At 69.9% G+C, this 17,258-nt stretch carries 16 protein-coding genes and 1 pseudogene; 9 read left to right on the forward strand and 8 right to left on the reverse strand.

Features of this window, described 5'->3' with window-relative positions; genetic code table 11:
* Positions 1-63 precede the first annotated feature (63 nt).
* Complete coding sequence (locus tag ASD48_RS02505) at positions 64-924, forward strand: phosphatase PAP2 family protein (protein ID WP_057599687.1); 861 nt, start codon at positions 64-66, stop codon at positions 922-924.
* A gap of 114 nt (positions 925-1,038) precedes the next feature.
* Here the strand turns inward: ASD48_RS02505 and ASD48_RS02510 are convergent, their stop codons facing one another.
* Positions 1,039-1,350: a helix-turn-helix transcriptional regulator gene (locus ASD48_RS02510; protein ID WP_057599688.1), complete on the reverse strand. Its 312-nt coding sequence runs from the start codon at positions 1,348-1,350 to the stop codon at positions 1,039-1,041.
* 65 nt (positions 1,351-1,415) lie between these two features.
* Here ASD48_RS02510 and map point away from each other — a divergent pair, with 65 nt between their 5' ends.
* Both map and ASD48_RS02520 read left to right on the forward strand, forming a co-directional pair.
* On the forward strand, positions 1,416-2,198 hold the full coding sequence (gene map / locus ASD48_RS02515) for a type I methionyl aminopeptidase (protein ID WP_057599689.1): 783 nt from the start codon (positions 1,416-1,418) through the stop codon (positions 2,196-2,198).
* Between the two features lie 103 nt (positions 2,199-2,301).
* The gene (locus ASD48_RS02520; protein ID WP_057599690.1) at positions 2,302-2,712 is read left to right on the forward strand and encodes a RidA family protein; all 411 of its coding nucleotides are present in this window, start codon (positions 2,302-2,304) and stop codon (positions 2,710-2,712) included.
* Between the two features lie 186 nt (positions 2,713-2,898).
* Here the strand turns inward: ASD48_RS02520 and ASD48_RS02525 are convergent, their stop codons facing one another.
* Positions 2,899-3,795, reverse strand: a complete 897-nt coding sequence (locus ASD48_RS02525) for a LysR family transcriptional regulator (RefSeq protein WP_057599691.1) — start codon at positions 3,793-3,795, stop codon at positions 2,899-2,901.
* A 71-nt stretch (positions 3,796-3,866) separates the two neighbouring features.
* Here ASD48_RS02525 and ASD48_RS02530 point away from each other — a divergent pair, with 71 nt between their 5' ends.
* On the forward strand, positions 3,867-4,796 hold the full coding sequence (locus ASD48_RS02530; RefSeq protein ID WP_057599692.1) for a DMT family transporter: 930 nt from the start codon (positions 3,867-3,869) through the stop codon (positions 4,794-4,796).
* Here the strand turns inward: ASD48_RS02530 and ASD48_RS02535 are convergent.
* Positions 4,793-7,789, reverse strand: coding sequence for a bifunctional [glutamine synthetase] adenylyltransferase/[glutamine synthetase]-adenylyl-L-tyrosine phosphorylase (locus ASD48_RS02535; RefSeq protein ID WP_057599693.1), 2,997 nt, complete (start codon positions 7,787-7,789; stop codon positions 4,793-4,795). The two genes, ASD48_RS02530 and ASD48_RS02535, sit on opposite strands and share 4 nt — an antisense overlap.
* A 173-nt stretch (positions 7,790-7,962) precedes the next feature.
* On the opposite strand from ASD48_RS02535, the gene ASD48_RS02540 reads away from it, so the two are divergent.
* A complete protein-coding gene (locus ASD48_RS02540; protein WP_057599694.1) occupies positions 7,963-8,397 on the forward strand; it encodes a VOC family protein in 435 nt (144 codons plus the stop codon).
* Between the two features lie 21 nt (positions 8,398-8,418).
* Entirely contained in the window at positions 8,419-8,838 is a 420-nt protein-coding gene (locus ASD48_RS02545; protein WP_057599695.1) for a hypothetical protein, read from the forward strand.
* 206 nt (positions 8,839-9,044) lie between these two features.
* Here the strand turns inward: ASD48_RS02545 and ASD48_RS02550 are convergent, their stop codons facing one another.
* The 5 genes and pseudogenes from ASD48_RS02550 to ASD48_RS41455 all read right to left on the reverse strand — a co-directional run.
* Positions 9,045-9,500 (reverse strand): DUF393 domain-containing protein, encoded by a 456-nt coding sequence (locus ASD48_RS02550; protein ID WP_057599696.1) that lies wholly within the window; start codon positions 9,498-9,500, stop codon positions 9,045-9,047.
* 7 nt (positions 9,501-9,507) lie between these two features.
* Entirely contained in the window at positions 9,508-10,659 is a 1,152-nt protein-coding gene (locus tag ASD48_RS02555) for an HTTM domain-containing protein (protein WP_057599697.1), read from the reverse strand.
* A gap of 139 nt (positions 10,660-10,798) precedes the next feature.
* Positions 10,799-11,605 carry a DUF5819 family protein gene (locus tag ASD48_RS02560; RefSeq protein WP_157880586.1) on the reverse strand — a complete coding sequence of 269 codons (807 nt, stop codon included), beginning with the start codon at positions 11,603-11,605 and terminating at the stop codon, positions 10,799-10,801.
* Between the two features lie 238 nt (positions 11,606-11,843).
* On the reverse strand, positions 11,844-12,257 hold the full coding sequence (locus tag ASD48_RS44060; protein WP_157880587.1) for a hypothetical protein: 414 nt from the start codon (positions 12,255-12,257) through the stop codon (positions 11,844-11,846).
* A gap of 373 nt (positions 12,258-12,630) precedes the next feature.
* Positions 12,631-12,831: pseudogene (locus ASD48_RS41455) on the reverse strand (transposase family protein); the annotation flags it as partial.
* Between the two features lie 37 nt (positions 12,832-12,868).
* Here ASD48_RS41455 and ASD48_RS02570 point away from each other — a divergent pair.
* The 3 genes from ASD48_RS02570 to ASD48_RS02580 are packed head-to-tail and all read left to right on the forward strand — an operon-like array spanning position 12,869 to position 17,163.
* Positions 12,869-14,035, forward strand: a complete 1,167-nt coding sequence (locus ASD48_RS02570) for a glycosyltransferase family 2 protein (protein ID WP_057599699.1) — start codon at positions 12,869-12,871, stop codon at positions 14,033-14,035.
* Positions 14,036-14,079: 44 nt separating this feature from the next.
* Positions 14,080-14,376, forward strand: coding sequence for a trypco2 family protein (locus ASD48_RS02575; protein WP_057599700.1), 297 nt, complete (start codon positions 14,080-14,082; stop codon positions 14,374-14,376).
* 51 nt (positions 14,377-14,427) lie between these two features.
* Positions 14,428-17,163 (forward strand): tetratricopeptide repeat protein, encoded by a 2,736-nt coding sequence (locus tag ASD48_RS02580; RefSeq protein ID WP_199875617.1) that lies wholly within the window; start codon positions 14,428-14,430, stop codon positions 17,161-17,163.
* The last annotated feature ends 95 nt before the right edge of the window (positions 17,164-17,258 follow it).

The following is a 17,258-nucleotide window of genomic DNA, read 5'->3' on the forward strand; positions in this document are numbered from 1 at the left end:
GCGGGCCGAACCCGACCGAGGGATGATCGGGCCAAGAGGTCTTTTCTGGCAGACTTTGTGTCCATGGGTGAATCGACTGTGACGCCATTGGAAGGCCGTGACCAGGCCCTTCCAGACCCCGTCACGGCCGCTCCCCGGCAGCGCCGCCTCCACCGGCTGCGCAGCCCCCGCCGCCCCCGTCTCTGGTTCGAGATCCTCCTCGTCGGCGTGAGCTACTGGACCTATTCGCTGGTGCGCAACGCGGTCCCGGAACAGCGCGCCGAGGCGCTGCGCAACGCCGACTGGATCTGGCGTGTGGAGCACGGCCTCGGCGTCGCCTTCGAGGAGTCGGTCAACCACACGGTGAACTCGGTGACCTGGCTCATCGTGGCCATGAACTACTACTACGCGACCCTGCACTTCATCGTCACGCTCACCGTCCTGGTCTGGCTCTACCGCAGCCACCCGGGGCGCTACGCGGCGACGCGCCTGGTGCTCTTCGCCACCACGGGCGTGGCCCTGGCCGGCTACTACCTGTATCCACTGGCGCCCCCGCGGCTGATGCCGCGCGCCGACTTCGTCGACACGGTCATGGTCCACCAGACCTGGGGCTCGATGGCCTCCGGCGACCTCAAACACATGTCGAACCAGTACGCGGCGATGCCGTCCATGCACATCGGCTGGTCCGTGTGGTGCGGTCTGACCGTGTTCGCGCTGGCCAGGCTGCCCTGGGTGCGCATCCTGGGCCTGCTGTACCCGACGGCGACCCTGGTGGTGATCGTCGCGACGGCCAACCACTTCTGGCTGGACGCCGTGGGCGGCATCCTCTGCCTGGTTTTCGGCTTCGCGGTGGCGTGGATCTGGTACGGGACCCTGCCGTACGCCCTGCCGAGACGGGTGCCGCCGAAGGGGCAGGGCAGACCCCTGCTCCCCACCAAGGCCTGACACCCGGCGTCACGCCTGGACCCCGGCCGCCATCCGGCATCACACCTCGGCCGCCGACCGACATCCGGTGCCGGTCGTTCCGGCTGTCGCAGGTTGCGTGATGCGGAGCGGGTGTTACGAAACCAGCGACGGACGCCGTGTGACAGGCAGGACCGACTGATCCTCGACGGTCTGCTCCGCCCGGTTGCTCTCGATCTCGGTCCAGATGGCGTCGAGAGACAGGCCGAGGGTGTCGGCGATCGCTGCGATGGTCGGGAAGGCGGGGGTGGCCACACGGCCGGATTCGATCTTCCGCAAGGTTTCGGGCGAGATGCCCGAAGCGAGCGCCACGTCCAGCATCGAGCGGCGGCCCCGGGCTCGGCGGAGCAGGGCGCCGAGGCGCTGTCCGCGTTCTACCTCGGCGGGGGTGAGCGGCAACCTGACCATGACCCCATTCTAATACCGGTACAGTTAGACCGGGATAGTTATTGGACGTACATGAGAGGTCCGCCATGATCGAGATCCTGAACTCCGCGCGGCTTGAGCGGGCGAGGGACACCGGCGCTCTGGTCGGAGACATCCTGCACGCGCTGAAGCAGCGCAGCACGGTCGGGACGAACCTGCTGGACATCGACCAGTGGGCCAAGGAGATGATCACCGAGGCGGGAGCGCAGTCCTGCTACGTCGACTACGCGCCTTCCTTCGGGCGCGGCCCGTTCGGGCACTACATCTGCACGGGCGTCAACGACGGAGTGCTCCACGGGCGGCCTCACCACTACACGCTGGCGGACGGGGACCTGCTGACTCTCGACCTCGCCGTGGCCAGGGGCGGGGTGGCCGCGGACGCCGCGATCAGCTTTCTGGTGGGCGACGCCAGGCCGGCGGCGAGCGTGGCGATGATCGAGACGACCGAACGCGCACTCGCCGCCGGCATCGCCGCCGCCAAGCCCGGGGCGCGCATCGGTGATCTCTCCCACGCCATCGGCACGGTTCTCAGCGAGGCGGGCTACCCGGTCAACACCGAGTTCGGAGGCCACGGCATCGGCTCGACCATGCACCAGGACCCCCACGTCGCGAACACCGGACGGCCGGGCCGCGGATACAAGCTGCGCCCCGGACTGCTGCTCGCCCTGGAGCCCTGGGTCATGGAAGACACCGCCACTCTCGTCACCGACGCCGACGGCTGGACGCTGCGCAGCGCGACAGGCTGCCGGACCGCGCACAGCGAGCACACCATCGCCATCACCGAAGACGGAGCCGAGATCCTCACGCTGCCCACGCGGGCACGACCGTAAGAGGGCGCTTCAGGTCTTGTTCTTCAGCCTCGCGACGCGTGGGACGGTCGCGCGGTGGGGCAATTCGGGTGCGTGTCGGGGGCAGGTTGGTCAGACTCTCGGCATGACAGCGAAGATCAGCCGCATCAACCCCGATCAGTTGCATGAGACGCCGGGCTACCACCACATCACCGTGGTGGAGACCGGCCGAACGGCTTATCTGGCGGGGCAGTGCCCCCTCGACCAGGGCGGCTCTCTCGTCGGCCCGGGCTCCCTCGAGGTGCAGGTCGATCAGGTGGTCGTGAACGCGCTTGCCGCCCTTGCGGCGGTGCATGCTCAGCCCCAGCACGTGGTGCGGTCGGTGATCTACGTCCGGAGTGATGACAGGGAGGACCTGGGCCTCGCCTGGCACCGGCTCACCGCTTCCGCCCTCGGGCCGGCCTTCACGTCCGCCAGCACGCTCTTGGGGGTTGCGCAGCTGGGCTTCGCAGGGCAGCTGGTCGAGGTGGACCTCACCGTCGCGCTGCCCGACTGAGCGGCTCTCACGCCTCGGCCGAGGCACTGGCGGCGGTGGCCGGGGGCCGGGCAGACCAGGCCTTCGAGGTGGGCCTGACGGCGCTGATGAACCACGCGCGGACCCTGCGGGCGGAGGGCACCGCATAGCCCGACGGGGACGGCCCGACCGCGGGCCGCAGGGCGCCGTCCGACCGGGGCCACGCGCTCACGGCGCTCCCGCGGCGCCCCTCAGCGCGTCGACGAACGCGTCCAGCGCGGGCTGCGCCGGCGCCGTCTCGCGGACCACCGCCTGGATGGCCCGAACCGGCACCGGGTCACGCACCTCCCGCACGACGACCCCCGGATGGCGGCTGCCGAGCCCCAGCCGGGGCACCAGACTCACGCCCAGACCGGCGGCGACGAACCCCTGGGCGGTCACGTAGTCCTCGCTCTGCACCATGAACCGGGGCCGGAACCCGACCACCGCACACGCGTCCAGCTGGGCGTCGAGACAGGGCCCCGGCCACTCGCTGCCCACGAACGCCTCCTCGGCCAGCTCCGCCAACCGCACACTGCGCCGCCCGGCGAGCCGGTGCCCGCGCGGCAGGACGGCGAGATAGGGGTCGTCGAGCAGGTGCAGCAGCCGTACACCACTGTCCTGCCGCCCCTCCCGGCTCACCAGCAACGCCAGATCGGCCCGTCCTTCCCGCACCTCCGCGACCGGGTCCTCGGGATCGGCCGTCAGCTTCAGCTCGATCCGGACGCCGGGATGCGCCTCCCGCAGCCGCGCCACGGCCGGCGCCACCAGCCCGGCCCCCGCGGTGGCGAAGTACCGCACCGCCAACCGCCCGGTCCGCCCGGCGAGCAGGTCGGCGAGCGCCGTCTCGGCCTCGGCGACCTGGCGCCCGATGGCCTCCGCGTGCTCGGTGAGCAGCAGTCCGGCGGCGGTGGGCCGGACGCCCCGCCCGACCCGCTCCAGCAACGCGGCCCCCGCCTCCTTCTCCAGGGCGGCGATCTGCTGACTGACGGCGGACGGCGTGTACCCCAGCACGGCCGCGGCTCCCGTCACGGACCCGTTCCCCACGACCGCCCGCAACACCTGCATCCGCCGCACATCAAGCATGCAGTCCAGCTTAACGAATCATCCAGAACATTTCACTTGTCCTCACGGGTCGGGCGGACGACCGTAGGAACATGCCCCTCGCCTCCACGCTCCGCATGGCCGCGCTCGCCCTCTTCTGGGGCTCCGGCTTCCTCTGGATCAAGCTCGCCCTGACCCACGGTCTGACGCCCGTCCAGATCACCATCGCCCGGTGCGTCCTGGGCACGGCGGTCCTGCTGCTCCTGGCCCGCCGGGCAGGCCAGCGCCTCCCCCGGTCCCGGACCACCTGGGGCCATCTCGCCGTGGCCGCCCTCTTCTGCAACGCGCTGCCCTTCGCGCTCTTCGCCCTGGGCGAGCGGCACCTCGACTCGGGCATCGCGGGCGTCCTCAACGCCACGACCCCCCTGTGGTCGCTCCTCATCGGGATCGGCCTGGGCACGGACCGGGCCCTGTCTCCCGTGCGGCTGGCCGGTCTCGTCCTGGGCTTCGCCGGCACCGTCCTGATCTTCGCCCCCTGGCACCACGAGGGCCTGCTCAGCCTTCCCGCCCTGTACCTGCTGGCCGCGGCGGCTAGCTACGCGGTGGCCTTCGCCTACATGGCCCGGCACCTGACGGCCTCGAAGACCCCGATGGCCATGTCGGCGGCCCAGCTCCTCACCGCCACGGGCTGGAGCACCCTGGCCCTCCCGGCGGCCGGCCCCTTCCGTCCGGACGCCACCGCCCTGCTCGCCGTCGTCGCGCTGGGCGTCCTCGGCACGGGCGTGACCTTCTACCTCAACTACCGCCTGATAGCGGACGAGGGCCCCACCGCGGCGGCGACGGTCGGCTACCTGCTCCCGGTCGTGTCGGTCGCGCTGGGCGCGGCGGTCCTGGGCGAGCAGACAGGCGTGCGCGTCCTCACGGGCATGGCGGTGGTGCTGGTGGGCGTCGGGCTGACCCGGCGGAACACGGCGTCGCAGGCGCGCCGGCCTGCGGACGCGCGGTGCGAGAGCGCGGCACGGCCCGTCGCCCAGCGGTCCTAGCCTCCGTAGAACAGCTCGTCCACCACGCCCCGGGCCAGGCGCGCGGTCCGCCGGTAGTCGTCGAGCATGTCGCCCACCCGCCCGGGCCCGTACCCCAGATACCGCCCCACCGCGACCAGTTCCCGGGGGTCGGACGGGAAGGTGTCCCCGGCCCGTCCACGCACCAGCATCACCGCGTTGCGCACCCGGCTCGCCAGTACCCACGCCTCGTCCAGCGTCGCCGCGTCCTCGCCCGTGACGATGCCCGCGTCGCGCGCGGCGGCAAGGGCCTCACGGGTGCGGGTGGTCCGCAGCCCCGGATGCGTCGATCCGTGCCGCATCTGGGCCAACTGCACGGTCCACTCGACGTCGGACAGGCCGCCGGGGCCGAGCTTGGTGTGCAGCTTCGGATCGGCGCCCCGGGGCATCCGCTCCGACTCCATGCGGGCCTTCAGCCGCCGGATCTCCCGGACGGCCTCCTCGCCGAGACCGCCCGCCGGATACCGCAGGGGGTCGATCAGCTCGATGAAGCGACGCCCCAACTCCTCGTCTCCCGCGACGACTTCGGCCCGCAGCAGCGCTTGCGACTCCCAACCCAGCGACCAACGGCGGTAGTAGGCCTCGTACGACTTCAATGTGCGCACGAGCGGCCCGGACTTGCCCTCCGGACGCAGGTCGGCGTCGATGAGCAGCGGCGGGTCGGCACTGGAGATCTGGAGCAGCCTGCGCATCTCGGAGACGACCTTGTTCGCGGCCTCCGCGGCCTCGCGCTCGTCGACGCCGTCCCGGGGCTCGTGCACGAACAGGACGTCGGCGTCGGAGCCGTAGCCCAGTTCATGACCGCCGAACCGGCCCATGCCGATGACGGTGAACGTCGTCGGAAGCGTGTCGCCCCAGCCGTCGCGCACGACCGCGCGCAGGGTGCCGGCCAGCGTGGCGGCGGTGATGTCCGACACGGCCCCGCCCACCAGGTCCACAAGGGCGCCCTGGTCCGCCTCGACCGGCTGCGCCTCCGTGCCGTAGGACGCGACGATGTCGGCGGCCGACGTGCGGAACAGCTCGCGCCGACGCACCCCGCGCGCCGCCGTGACCGCCTGCACCACCCCGTCGGCGCGTCGCACCGCGGCGAGTATCTCCTGCTCCAGATGCGCCCGCCCGCGCGGCGCGAGCCCCCCGCCGTCCCCGTCGCCGAGCAGCGCCACCGCCTCCGGCGCCCGCATCAGCAGATCGGGGGCGAGCCGCCCGGCGGACAGCACCCGGGCGAGGTTCTCCGCGGCGGCGCCCTCGTCCCGCAGCAACCGCAGGTACCAGGGCGTCTTGCCGAGCGCGTCCGAGACCTTGCGGAAGTTGAGCAGGCCCGCGTCCGGGTCGGCGGAGTCCGCGAACCAGCCGAGCAGGACCGGCAGCAGGGTGCGCTGGATGGCCGCCTTGCGCGTGACGCCGGAGGCAAGCGCCTCCAGGTGGCGCAGCGCGGACGCCGGGTCGGCGTATCCGAGCGCGACCAGCCGCTCCCGGGCCGCCTTCGGGCTCAGCCTGGTCTCACCGGGAGCGAGTTGGGCGACGGCGTCGAGCAGCGGACGGTAGAACAGCTTCTCGTGCAGCCGACGCACCACGGCGGCGTGCCGCTTCCACTCCTGGCCGAGCTCGGCGACCGGGTCGGTGCGCAGTCCGAGCGAGCGGCCCAGCCGCCGCAGGTCGGTCTCGGCCTCGGGGACCAGATGGGTCCGCCGCAGCCGGTAGAGCTGGATCCGATGCTCCATGGAGCGCAGGAAGCGGTACGCGACGTCCAGCTGTTCCGCGTCGGCGCGCCCGACGTAACCTCCCGCGGCGAGCGCCTGGAGGGCGTCGAGCGTGGTGCCGCTCCGCAAGGAGGCGTCGGCCCGCCCGTGCACCAGCTGCAGCAGCTGTACGGCGAACTCGACGTCCCGCAGCCCTCCGGGCCCCAGTTTCAGTTCGCGCTCGACCTCGGCGACCGGGATGTTCTCGACGACGCGCCGCCGCATCTTCTGCACGTCGACGACGAAGTTCTCCCGCTCGGCGGCCTGCCACACCAGGGGCCCCACGGCGGCGACGTACTCGGCGCCCAGCGCCAGGTCGCCGGCCACCGGCCGCGCCTTCAACAGGGCCTGGAACTCCCAGGTCTTGGCCCAGCGCTGGTAGTAGGCGAGATGGCTGGACAGCGTCCGCACCAGCGGCCCGTTGCGCCCCTCCGGCCGCAGATTGGCGTCGACGGGCCAGATGGACCCCTCCACGGTGGTCTCCGAGCAGATCCGCATCAGGTGCGCGGCCAGTTTGGCGGCGGCCCGCAGCGCCTTGCCCTCGTCGGCCCCGTCGACGGCCTCCCCCACGAAGATCACGTCGACGTCGGACACGTAGTTCAGCTCGTGCCCGCCGCACTTGCCCATCGCGATGACGGCGAGCCGGCACATCGCGGCGTCGTCGGGCGCGGCGGCCCGGGCGAGTCCCAGGGCGGCCCGCAGCGTGGCGGTGGCGAGATCGGCGAGCTCGGCGGCGGTCTCGGCGAGATCGGTCGTCCCGCAGACGTCACGTGCCGCGATGGACAGCAGGCAGCGCCGGTAGGCGACGCGCAGCGACACGGGATCCGTGGCCTCGGCGAGGCCCCGCTCGAACTCCTCCACCCCGGGATGCAGATCCCGCGGCTCGTAGGTGACCAGCGCCTCCCAGTCCCGCGGATGCCGGGCGAGGTGGTCGGCGAGGGCGGCGGACGCGCCCAGCACCCCCAGCAGCCGGTCACGCAGCGGCTTGGCCGCTATCAGGGTGTCGAGCAGCTCCCGACGGGCGGTGGGCCCGGGCTGGGCCTCCAGCAGCCGGACGAGGCCGTGCAGGGCGAGATCGGGATCGGCGGTGGCGCCGAGGGCCTCCAGGAGGAAGGGATCGTTGCGCACCGGCGACAGCTCGGGCCCGTCCAGGAGCCGCTCGGCGGCGGACGGGTCGGTGAAGCCGTGCCGCAGCAGCCGTGTGAAGGTGCTGCTCCTGCGCCCCGGCGCCATCATCCCCGGCCCTCCCTCGGATCAAGGTCGTACGCACCTGAGCGTAACCCGGGCCTTTCGGTGGCGCCCCGGCGCGGTTTCCGGTTCTGTGGTACTTCGGGTTCTGCGCGACTTCGGTGCCGCGGGACCTCGGTTCCGCACAGACAGAGCGACGGCCGCGACAAGGGAGTCAAGCCATGGACATGACCCTAGAGGTGATCCTTCTGCCGGTGTCCGACGTGGACCGGGCCAAGGAGTTCTACCGCGACAAGGTCGGCTTCCACGTCGACCTCGACGGCGAGGTCATGGAGGGCGTACGCATCGTCCAGCTCACCCCACCCGGCTCCGGCTGTTCGATCGCCCTGGTCGACGGCCTCCAGGTGCCGACGGGAACCCCGCAGCCGGGCACCTACCACGGCATGCAGCTCTGCGTGACGGACGCGAAGGCCGCGTACGAGGAACTGACCGCCCGCGGCCTGGACGTCAGCGAACCCCAGCAGTTCGCACCGCAGGACGGAGCGACCTTCATGTACTTCAAGGACCCCGACGGCAACGGCTGGGCGATCCAGGAGTACCGCCGCCGGGAGACGGAACCGCTCCACCAGGTGCTGGCGAAACTGACGGCCCGGTAGGGCTCCGTCGGGGTACGGGCCATGCCGACCGATCCACGGACGATCCTCCGGCAGGCCCGCCAGGGTCCGGTACCGGCGGACTGGCGCGTGTTCACCAAGAGGCGCGGCAAGCTCTCCGGGTTCCTGCGCGGGACCTCGCACGACCCGGACCCGCTGCTGGTCATCACCCCTGACGGCGCCGTCGAGTACGTGAACGAAGGCAAGCCGCTGACGATCGTCGACTTCCACGAGCTGGCCGGGATCACGCTCCGGGTGAACGGACAGAGCTTCTCCGACAGTTCCTCGGTGCGTTCCTCGGTGAGCATCACCGTATGGATCGACCTGGCCCATCGCGACGGCAGGAAGACGAAGTGGCGCTCCGCGTCCTTCGCGAACGACCTGCCGTCGGTCCAGGCCTTCATCGAGGCCTACGGCGCCCACCGGGCCCTTCGCACACGCTGAGCCGGGGGCGGTTCGGAAGGCGCCGCCACCCCGGGCCGCACGCCCGGAGCCGCCCCGGAGCCGCCCCGGAGCCGGATCGGAGCCGGATCGGAGCCGCCCGGAGGCGGCCCGGAACTGCGCGGAACGCACGAAACCGGCCCGGGGGCCGGTCGGGCGCCGTGGGGCCGGCGGTCCGTGACCGTCGGCCCCACGAAGGTGAAGGTGTCCTACTCCGTCGAGGACGGTACGGACGGCTGAGGAGTCTGCGTCGGTCGGCCCGGAGAGACGCCCACGGCACACGCCGCCGTGCTGCCCGGCAGCCTGTGGCGGTTGACCGCGATCAGGCGGTAGACACCTTGGGACAGCCACCGCAGGGGGACGGTGAGAAGCAGACCGCCGAGGATGCGCCATCCTCCGCCCGCGCTCAACAGGGCCTTGGCAAGGGCCCGGGAGCCCCCGTACACCGTGCCCGACCGAGTGATCCACAGCATCTCGCGCTGTGCCCGCAGCTCCGTGACACCGAGTGCGTGGAGTTCGGCGAACTGCCAGGCGGTGATGGTGCACTTGGGCTTGACGCGATGCTCGATGAACCGCACCGAACGGGCGCAGAAGCCGCAGTCGCCGTCATAGACGAGCAGCGGGAGGTGTCGCAGTCGTCCCTCGGTGCGGTGGGGGAGGTTCATCGGACGTTCACGACCCTTCGAGGCATGGCCCGCCTCTGTACTGTTCGCGCCGCTCACGGAGTCGCCGCACCAGCAAGGCGAACCGCCCGTCGGCCCAGACGAGGAGGGCCGTGGGCAGGAAGACCAAGTCGCTGACGATCATGGCGAGTGACAGGAACGGGATGCCCAGGATGACCGCGATCCCCACGTGTTCGAGGATCATGACGGCCAGCAGCACATTCTTGATCTTGCGGTACATGAGGGTGAAAGGGAACGAGATCTGCATGATGACCGTGCCGTAGCACAGCACGAAGACCAGCAGCATGTTCGCCGAGACGAGACCGGTCAGCCACGGCCAGGGGCGGAAGAGATCCAGCTGCATCGCGTAGTAGACGGCGCTGCCGTCCTGCCACTTCGTCCCGTGGCTCTTGTACAGGCCCGCCGAGGCGTAGATGAAACAGATCTGAGCGGCGATGACCAGCATCGCGCAGTTGTGCAGCATGGCCGCGCCGGAGTCGAGCAGCGAGCGCATCGCGTGGCGAGGAGCCCACCGGTCCAGGGCCAGGCACAGGCCCTGGAGGCTCCACATCACCCAGAAGACCCCGAGCCAGCCGTCCCAGTGGAAGCACGAGGCCCACAGCAGCGGCGGGGCGAGCGTGAACCACAACGCCGGCCCGGCCCGGTCACGTCCGGCGTCACCGGCCCGCGATCCATCGCGCCGGGCGTCCAGCGACCACACCCGGCCACAGCGGGTGAAGGCCAGGTAGACCGCCATGATGCGGATGATGTCGTCGCCTGCGTCTCCCGCGAAGGGGCTTCGGTTCTCGATGGCCAGCACTCCCACGAGGAAGAGCACCGCCGTGCCGCGGGTGCGCCAGCCCAGCATGAGCAGAACGGCGGCCGCGATCGCCCCGAGGTAGACGCATTCGAACCACCACCGGCCACCCGACCAGGTGAGCACGGTGAAAGCGTGGGTGTCGGAGACAAGGGCCCTGGCCATGGTCAGCGACCAGGGGTTGTGGTCACCGAACAGCACACGCCGGTTCGGCCACTCCCGGAGCAGATAGCAGGTGACGAAGAAGCCGTAGCCGATCCGGATGACGGCTGCCTGGTACGGGGAGTGGGTACGGCCGGCGAAAGCGATGAATGCCGACAGTCGCTCCAGGGCACGTTCGCGCACCGGGACCCGCGCCTTGGGAGATTCGGACGGCAACGGCTCCGACGTCGGAACCGACGAGGGCCGGAGCGCAGTGACGCCATCCGCGGGAGCTTGGGGCGCCGGGACGGCGACCGTCGCCGTTTTGCGGTTTTCGTGCACGTCACAGCTCCTTGTAGAACTTCTCCTTGACCGGCCACCACGGCAGGACTCTGTAGGCCGTCGTGTTCGGCGCCTTCTCGCCCGTCCACTTCGGCGGAGCAATGGCGTTGGTACGGCTGGCGAGTTGGATACGGATGATCCGCTCGCCGTTCCACTGGCGGCCGAAACGCTGAAGCGCGATCCGCGTCAGGTATTCGGTGGACAGCGCGCTGCGCATGCCGTTCGTCGGTTTGTCTTTCAAGTCGTGCGATTCCGTGTAGAAATCCCAGGAGCGACGCAGTACGTTTTGATCCAGATGACTGGGAACCGGATTGTGCTTCATTGCTTCGATATGCGAAAAGGAAAGATTTTCCCAGTCCCACGTGTGCCGGGTGCCGTCCCGCCCCAACGTCTGGACCCGCGCACCGACCGACACATTCTGGGCCAGCGGGTTCGGGGCGAACATCTGCCAGTTCTGGCCGAATTCCGGGTAGATGTAGCCGTTGATCCCCTGCTGATATCTGTTCGTCACAGAATTGGCGGGCGCGAGAGTCAGAAACACCATGCCGAGGTGCCACAGCACAGCGCCGATCAGGACCGCGAAAGTAACTGTCAATGCTACGAGGGAGGCCGTCCACTGAACGCGCGTGGCGGTGTCGCCCGGGGGTTCTTCGGCGGCGAGTGTGTTCCCGTCGGCGTCGCGAAGGGCGGACGGTTCGATGCATTCCGTCGTCGGGCCGGCCGTCTCGAACGCCTTGGCCGGGCCCACTAGCGTGTCGGAGCTTCGGGGCGGCGCGGAGTCACCCGTTGTCTTCCTGAACTGCTCCATGATGATCCTCGTGATCTGCCGTCTCACCGGCATGTGCGTCGGCGGAGAGCCCTGCGCCGCTGCCGGATTCACACCACGCGGCCGTCCCGGCACCGCCCTGCCGGGCGGTGCCGGGACGGCGGTGCCGAGCTCCCGCGCCCGTTGCCGGCGCCCCTACGTACTCAAGCCGAGGATTCGACTGTGGTCACCGGCAGGGACGCCGTGCCGCAACGAGCTGTCGTGCACCAGGCGACCGTGGTCAGTTGCCGTTCGCGTTGTTGCCGTTGTTCCCGTTGTTGCCGTTGTTGCCGTTGTTCGCATTGTTCGCGTTGTTGCCGTTGTTGGCATTGTTCGGGTTGTTGCCGTTGTTGCCGTTGTTCCCGTTGTTGCCGTTGTTGGCATTGTTCGGGTTGTTGGCGTTGTTGGCGTTGGTCGGATTGTTCGTTCCGTTGGAACCTCCGATGAGGCCAACAGGAATCAGGGTCAGAGTCACCGTCGGGTTGAACGTCGCGTTCTGGGTGCAGTACCCGAAGGTTCCGCCCTTGCAGTTGTGGTCCAGGTTCAGGGACGTGTAGCTGTCCCCGTCGGCGTCCTCGTCGTCGTGGCCGACGGGGTGAGCGAGGGAAGCGATCACCCGGTCGGCGGGGATGAGGGAAGGGTTGGCGAGCGCCACGCCCCCCAAGGACAGGGCGCCGACCGCTAGCCCTACAACGAGGCCCCGGAAAGCCTTCATCGATGACCTACCTTTCTCTGTGAGTGGGTCAGACGTTACGAATACTCAACTTTCCGGTATGGGGTAGGTAACGAGACACGCAGTCGAAGGTGACCCATATGCCGTAAGAACGCATCGATATTCACCCGCCCGGGCCTACATCAACTCAGGGCAGTTCCCGTAACTCCGAAAAGATGCGCAACGACCCTCTGGCCACGGGGCTCTCCGGCAGCGCGAAGTGACAAATGCGCGCAGTACCGCGCCGCCGGGCATTCGCCGTATCCACAGGCATGCCCACACGAACACAGCCGGGCAATGCTGTCATCGAGCGTTTTCAGCGTTGCCTCTCCAGGGTGAGGACGGCTTTGGTGATGACGCTCATGCGGTTGGGGCTGACGCGGGATCTGCGGAAGATCTGCCAGGACTTCAGCCCTGCTGTGCCGCGTTCGACCGGTGCCCTCGCCGCGGCCAGAGCCCGGTTGACGGTGCGTCGGGTGAGAGTGAGTTCACCGCCCGTTGGCCGTTTGAGTCCGGTGGGGCGCGGGCATCACGCGCGACGGGGGGCCTCGGCTATGACGTTCACGATGTTCTGCGTGCTGTTGCTCATGTCGTACGGCGGTGTCGGCGTGCTGCAGGAGAGCGCGCGGCGCCGTTGCCGGCCCGTCCGGCTTCGGCCCGGCTCCGAGGACAGCTCACGCCCCTGGCCCTCCGTCGACATTCTCATCCCCTCCTACAACGAGGAACCCGACGAGCTCGACGCCTGCCTGTCGGCCGTGGCCGTGGCGCAGTACGCGGGCCCTCTGCGTGTCTACGTCGTCGATGATGGATCGGCCCGGTCCGACGAACGCGACGTGGTGTACGGACGTATCGCCGGTCGCCCCGGCTGGAGCGTCGTCCGCCTGACCGACAACCGGGGCAAGCGGCGTGCCCAGCACGCCGGGTTCGTCCTGGGGCGGAGCTCACTCGTGCTGTGCGTGGACTCGGACACGCGGATCGGCCCCGGTGCTGTCACCGCACTGGTACGGCATTTCGAGGATGCCGAGGTGGGCGCGGTGAGCGGCGTGCTGCACGTGCGTACCGGCGGTGTCCTCACCCGTCTGTGCGCGCTTGAGTACCTGATGGCCGACGGGTACCGCGCCAGGCAGTCGGTTGACGAGGCGGTGCTCTGCTGCTCCGGCGCCTTCTCCATGTATCGCCGCTCGGCGCTGGAGGCCGTGTGGCCGGCCTACCAGGAGCACCGGTTTCTCGGCGTTCCCTGCCGCCACGGTGAAGACCTCTATCTGACCAGCCTCCTGCTGGGCGTGGGGCTGCGGACACGGTTCGCCGCCGAGGCGGAGGCATGGACGACCGCACCCGACCGGCTGGGCAGGTACGTGAGGCAGCAACTGCGTTGGAGCCGTAGCTTCTGGCGTGAGCTGCCCCGGCTCGTGGGGCAGCTGCGCTCGCGGCCGGCCCGTCTGTCGCTCGATGTCGCCATGGGGGCCGTTCCACCGCTGTTGTACGTGATTCCGCTCCTGCTGTGGACTGCGGAGTCTCCGACGCACGCGGCGGTGGCGGCTGCCGTGTTCGTGATGGCGGAGTCGGCGCTGACCTTCTTCCGTACCGGTGGGCACGCCCTGTGGGTGAGGTACGCGGCGCTGCGCGTGCTGGTGCAGATCCCAGTCCAGGTATGGGCACTGTTCACCGTGTACGACCAGGCGTGGATGACGCGTGATCCGGTCCGCCCATCGGCCCAGTGACCGTGGGTAACCGCATGTGACCGATTCAGGGAGGTACGGCAGAGTTGATCGAGCTCGCAGCAGTAGTCGAGGCGATCCGGGCGGAGATCCTCGCGGCGATGTCCACGAACGACGACGGGGGCATCCATTTTCCTGTCGGCCAGATCCAGCTCCAGTTCCAGGTCGGGGTGACCCGGTCGGCGAACGGTAGGGCAGGACTCAAGTTATGGGTCCTCGAACTTGGCGGTGACAAGGGCAAGGTCCTCCAGGAGCTGCAGACGGTGACCGTGACACTGGAGTCGCCGGTCGACGACCACGGCAAGTCTGTCAAGGTGTTCCGTTCGAGCACGGCGAAGCCGTAGCCGATGACCGGGACGGTTTCTGCGGACGCCTTTGCCATACGGGCGGTTGAGGTGCTTCGCCGGTTCCCGACGGGGACAGGGCAGCGGTGGAGCGTCGGCTCCGGCTACCTGGTGGCGGCCGGGCTTGTGCTCACGGCCGGGCACAACGTCGGCCCCGGGGAGTCCACACAGCTGCTCGTGCGGTTCTTCGACGAGTCCGAGGCCGAAGCGACGGTCCTCGCCCTGGGCCAGACTCCCGAGGACGACATCGCGCTGCTGACGATCGCCGAAGGCGGTCTCCCGGTGGGTGACTTCGCCCCGGTGCGCTTCGCGGTGGTCGACCGGACGGCCACACGGAATGTCACCGGATGCTGGGCGGTGGGGTTCCCCCGCTACAAGGAGACCGATGGCGTCGGCAGTCGTACGCCGCGCAGGCGCGACAGCGAGCACCTGGAAGGCGTGATCCCGCCGGGAGCGGATCTGCGCCGGGGGCTGCTCGGTCTGCGCGTCACCTCGGCACCGGAGCCGGTGGCGTCTGCGGGAACGGGCAGATCCCCGTGGCAGGGCATCTCCGGAACGCTGGTGTTCGCCCACGATGCCCCTGCCTCGTCCCGCGCCATCGGTGTGATCACCGAGCACCACACACCCGAGGGACCGTCCTCCTTGACGGTCGTACCGGTGACTCGGGTGAGCGCGATCGGCGTCGACGGGGTGTCCCGCGTATGGGACCTGCTCGATGTGCCGGACCCCGCCGCTCTGCCACGGCTGCCTGCGGTCCCCACGTCCCAGGGGCCGTACGGCACCGCGGCCCCGGGCTCCGGGGCGCGGTCGAACCTCAAGCGCTTCCTGGCCGACTTCGGCGGAAGGAAGGCGGAGCTGGCGCGGCTGAGCCGCATGCTCCGGCGCAGCTCCGGACACGGTTCCACGATCATCGTCGTCTACGGAATGGGCGGCGTGGGAAAGACGTCGATCGCCAACCACCTCGGTCATCTCCTGGCCGACGACTTCCGCCACGCCCGCGTCTTCGTGGAGCTGGGCGGTACGGGGACGGCCGTGGTGCCGGTCGCCGCCGCGATCCAACAGATCTTCGACGCCTTCGGAATCCCGGAAAGCGAGATTCCGCAGAGTCCTGGCCAGCGGGAGGAGCTGCTGCAGTCGCTCTACCGTGTCGGCCCCACGTTGCTGATCATCGACAACGCGACCGCTGTGGACCAGGTCGAGGCGTTGCTGCCGAAGGAGCCGGGACCGACAGCCGTCATCATCACCAGCCGGTCATCGCTGCCGAATCTGGACGGCGTACGGCGTGTTCCCCTCCGCCCGATGGAGCGCGACGAGGCGCTGGCCACACTCGCTGGGCTCATCGAGGACGAGGGGCTCCTGGAGGACAGAGCCAATGCACTGCGCATCGTGGAACTCGTCGGCGGCCTGCCCTTGGCCTTGCGGCTCGTCGGGGCGCTGATGAGCGGACCGGCGATGCAGGGCAGGCCGCTGAGCGTCCTGGCGCGGCGCCTTGAGGACAAGGATCGCCTCTTGAGTCACCTGGACAATGAGGAACGCGGAGTGCGCGCCTCACTCGACATCAGCTATCAAACCCTGCCGGACGGCACTGCCGCCTGCTTCCGTGCCCTCGGGCTGGTTCCCGGCATGACCTTCACCGCGGACCTGGTGGCGGCGGCCGCCGGAGCGGACGTGGCGACGGCTGATGCCCATATCACCGGGCTGCTCAACGCCCAGCTCCTGGAAACCGCCCCGCAGGACGTCGACCGCTACCGCGTGCACGACCTCGTGCGCCTCTACGCCCGCCAGAAGGCGGCAGAGACGGACCCCGCGCCGGTACGTGACCGCACTGTCATGAACATAGTGAACTGGTACGTGGAAGCGTCCCGCATCAGCCTGGCACCCCCCTCGTCGCCGCACCGGCCGTCCCCGGCCGCGCTGGCCTGGTTCGGCGCCGAGGACCTGAACGTGATGGCAGTGTTGGCGGCTGCCCGGGACGCCGGGGCATGGAATGCCGTCGGCGCACTCGCGGAGGGACTCCGCCCGCTGCTGTGGTACCAGCGCCGATGGGAGGAACTGGCCGGCACGGAGCAGGGAGCCGTGGATGCCGCGAACCACCGGCAGGATCCGGAAGCCGCACTCAACGCCCTCATCCAGCTCACCGAGGCACGGCGGAAGTCCGGCAGCCCGGAGACGACCGTGGCTCTGTACGAACGGGCCGTGGAGATCGCGCACACCATGGGCGACCCCTCTCTCGAAGGCTGGGTGCTGACCCACTACGGGGACATGTTCTGCGACCTCGGCCGCGCGGACGACGCACTCGACCGCTACTCCGCGGCAGAGACGATGTTCAACAGCAGCGGCACCGCGGGTGACCTGGTCTGGCTGTCGGCGCACTACATCGACGCCTACCGCCAGTTCGGGCGCCCCGAGGAGGCGGTGGCCGTGGCACAGCACACGCTCCCGCTCGCCCAGTCGCAGGCGGAAGCCGTCTGGGTGCACTGGCATGTCGCACTGGCCCAGGCAGATCGGGGCCGCTACGACGAGGCCGAGCAGTCCCTGCTGTTCTCGGTCGCGTACCACCGCACCATCAGCGACCACGCCGGCCTGGCACACATGCTCCTGCTGCTCGGCGAGGTACGGGCCGAAGCCGGGCGCACCGGCCCCGCCCGCGAAGCGCTCAACGAGGCGCTCACCCTGGCCGAGGAGGTCAACGTGCCGCGCATGGTCCGTCAGATCACCGAAGACCTCGAACGTCTGCGCGAGGGGCGGCCGTTACGGAGTGCCATCTCCCACACATCGGACTTGTGACGCGGTGGCGACGGTTGGCTTCGCGCAGACGTCCGGACGTACAACTCCGCGTGCCGGGCCAGCTCAGCTCACGCCTGGCCGATGACGGTGGGGCG

Source organism: Streptomyces sp. Root1310, assembly GCF_001426425.1.
GTDB lineage: Bacteria > Actinomycetota > Actinomycetes > Streptomycetales > Streptomycetaceae > Streptomyces.

Coding starts and splice junctions, on each gene's coding strand:
- ASD48_RS02505 (WP_057599687.1), top strand. CDS start 64: ATGGGTGAATCGACTGTGACGCCATTGGAAGGCCGTGACCAGGCCCTT.
- ASD48_RS02510 (WP_057599688.1), bottom strand. CDS start 1,350: ATGGTCAGGTTGCCGCTCACCCCCGCCGAGGTAGAACGCGGACAGCGC.
- map (WP_057599689.1), top strand. CDS start 1,416: ATGATCGAGATCCTGAACTCCGCGCGGCTTGAGCGGGCGAGGGACACC.
- ASD48_RS02520 (WP_057599690.1), top strand. CDS start 2,302: ATGACAGCGAAGATCAGCCGCATCAACCCCGATCAGTTGCATGAGACG.
- ASD48_RS02525 (WP_057599691.1), bottom strand. CDS start 3,795: ATGCTTGATGTGCGGCGGATGCAGGTGTTGCGGGCGGTCGTGGGGAAC.
- ASD48_RS02530 (WP_057599692.1), top strand. CDS start 3,867: ATGCCCCTCGCCTCCACGCTCCGCATGGCCGCGCTCGCCCTCTTCTGG.
- ASD48_RS02535 (WP_057599693.1), bottom strand. CDS start 7,789: ATGATGGCGCCGGGGCGCAGGAGCAGCACCTTCACACGGCTGCTGCGG.
- ASD48_RS02540 (WP_057599694.1), top strand. CDS start 7,963: ATGGACATGACCCTAGAGGTGATCCTTCTGCCGGTGTCCGACGTGGAC.
- ASD48_RS02545 (WP_057599695.1), top strand. CDS start 8,419: ATGCCGACCGATCCACGGACGATCCTCCGGCAGGCCCGCCAGGGTCCG.
- ASD48_RS02550 (WP_057599696.1), bottom strand. CDS start 9,500: ATGAACCTCCCCCACCGCACCGAGGGACGACTGCGACACCTCCCGCTG.
- ASD48_RS02560 (WP_157880586.1), bottom strand. CDS start 11,605: ATGGAGCAGTTCAGGAAGACAACGGGTGACTCCGCGCCGCCCCGAAGC.
- ASD48_RS02570 (WP_057599699.1), top strand. CDS start 12,869: ATGACGTTCACGATGTTCTGCGTGCTGTTGCTCATGTCGTACGGCGGT.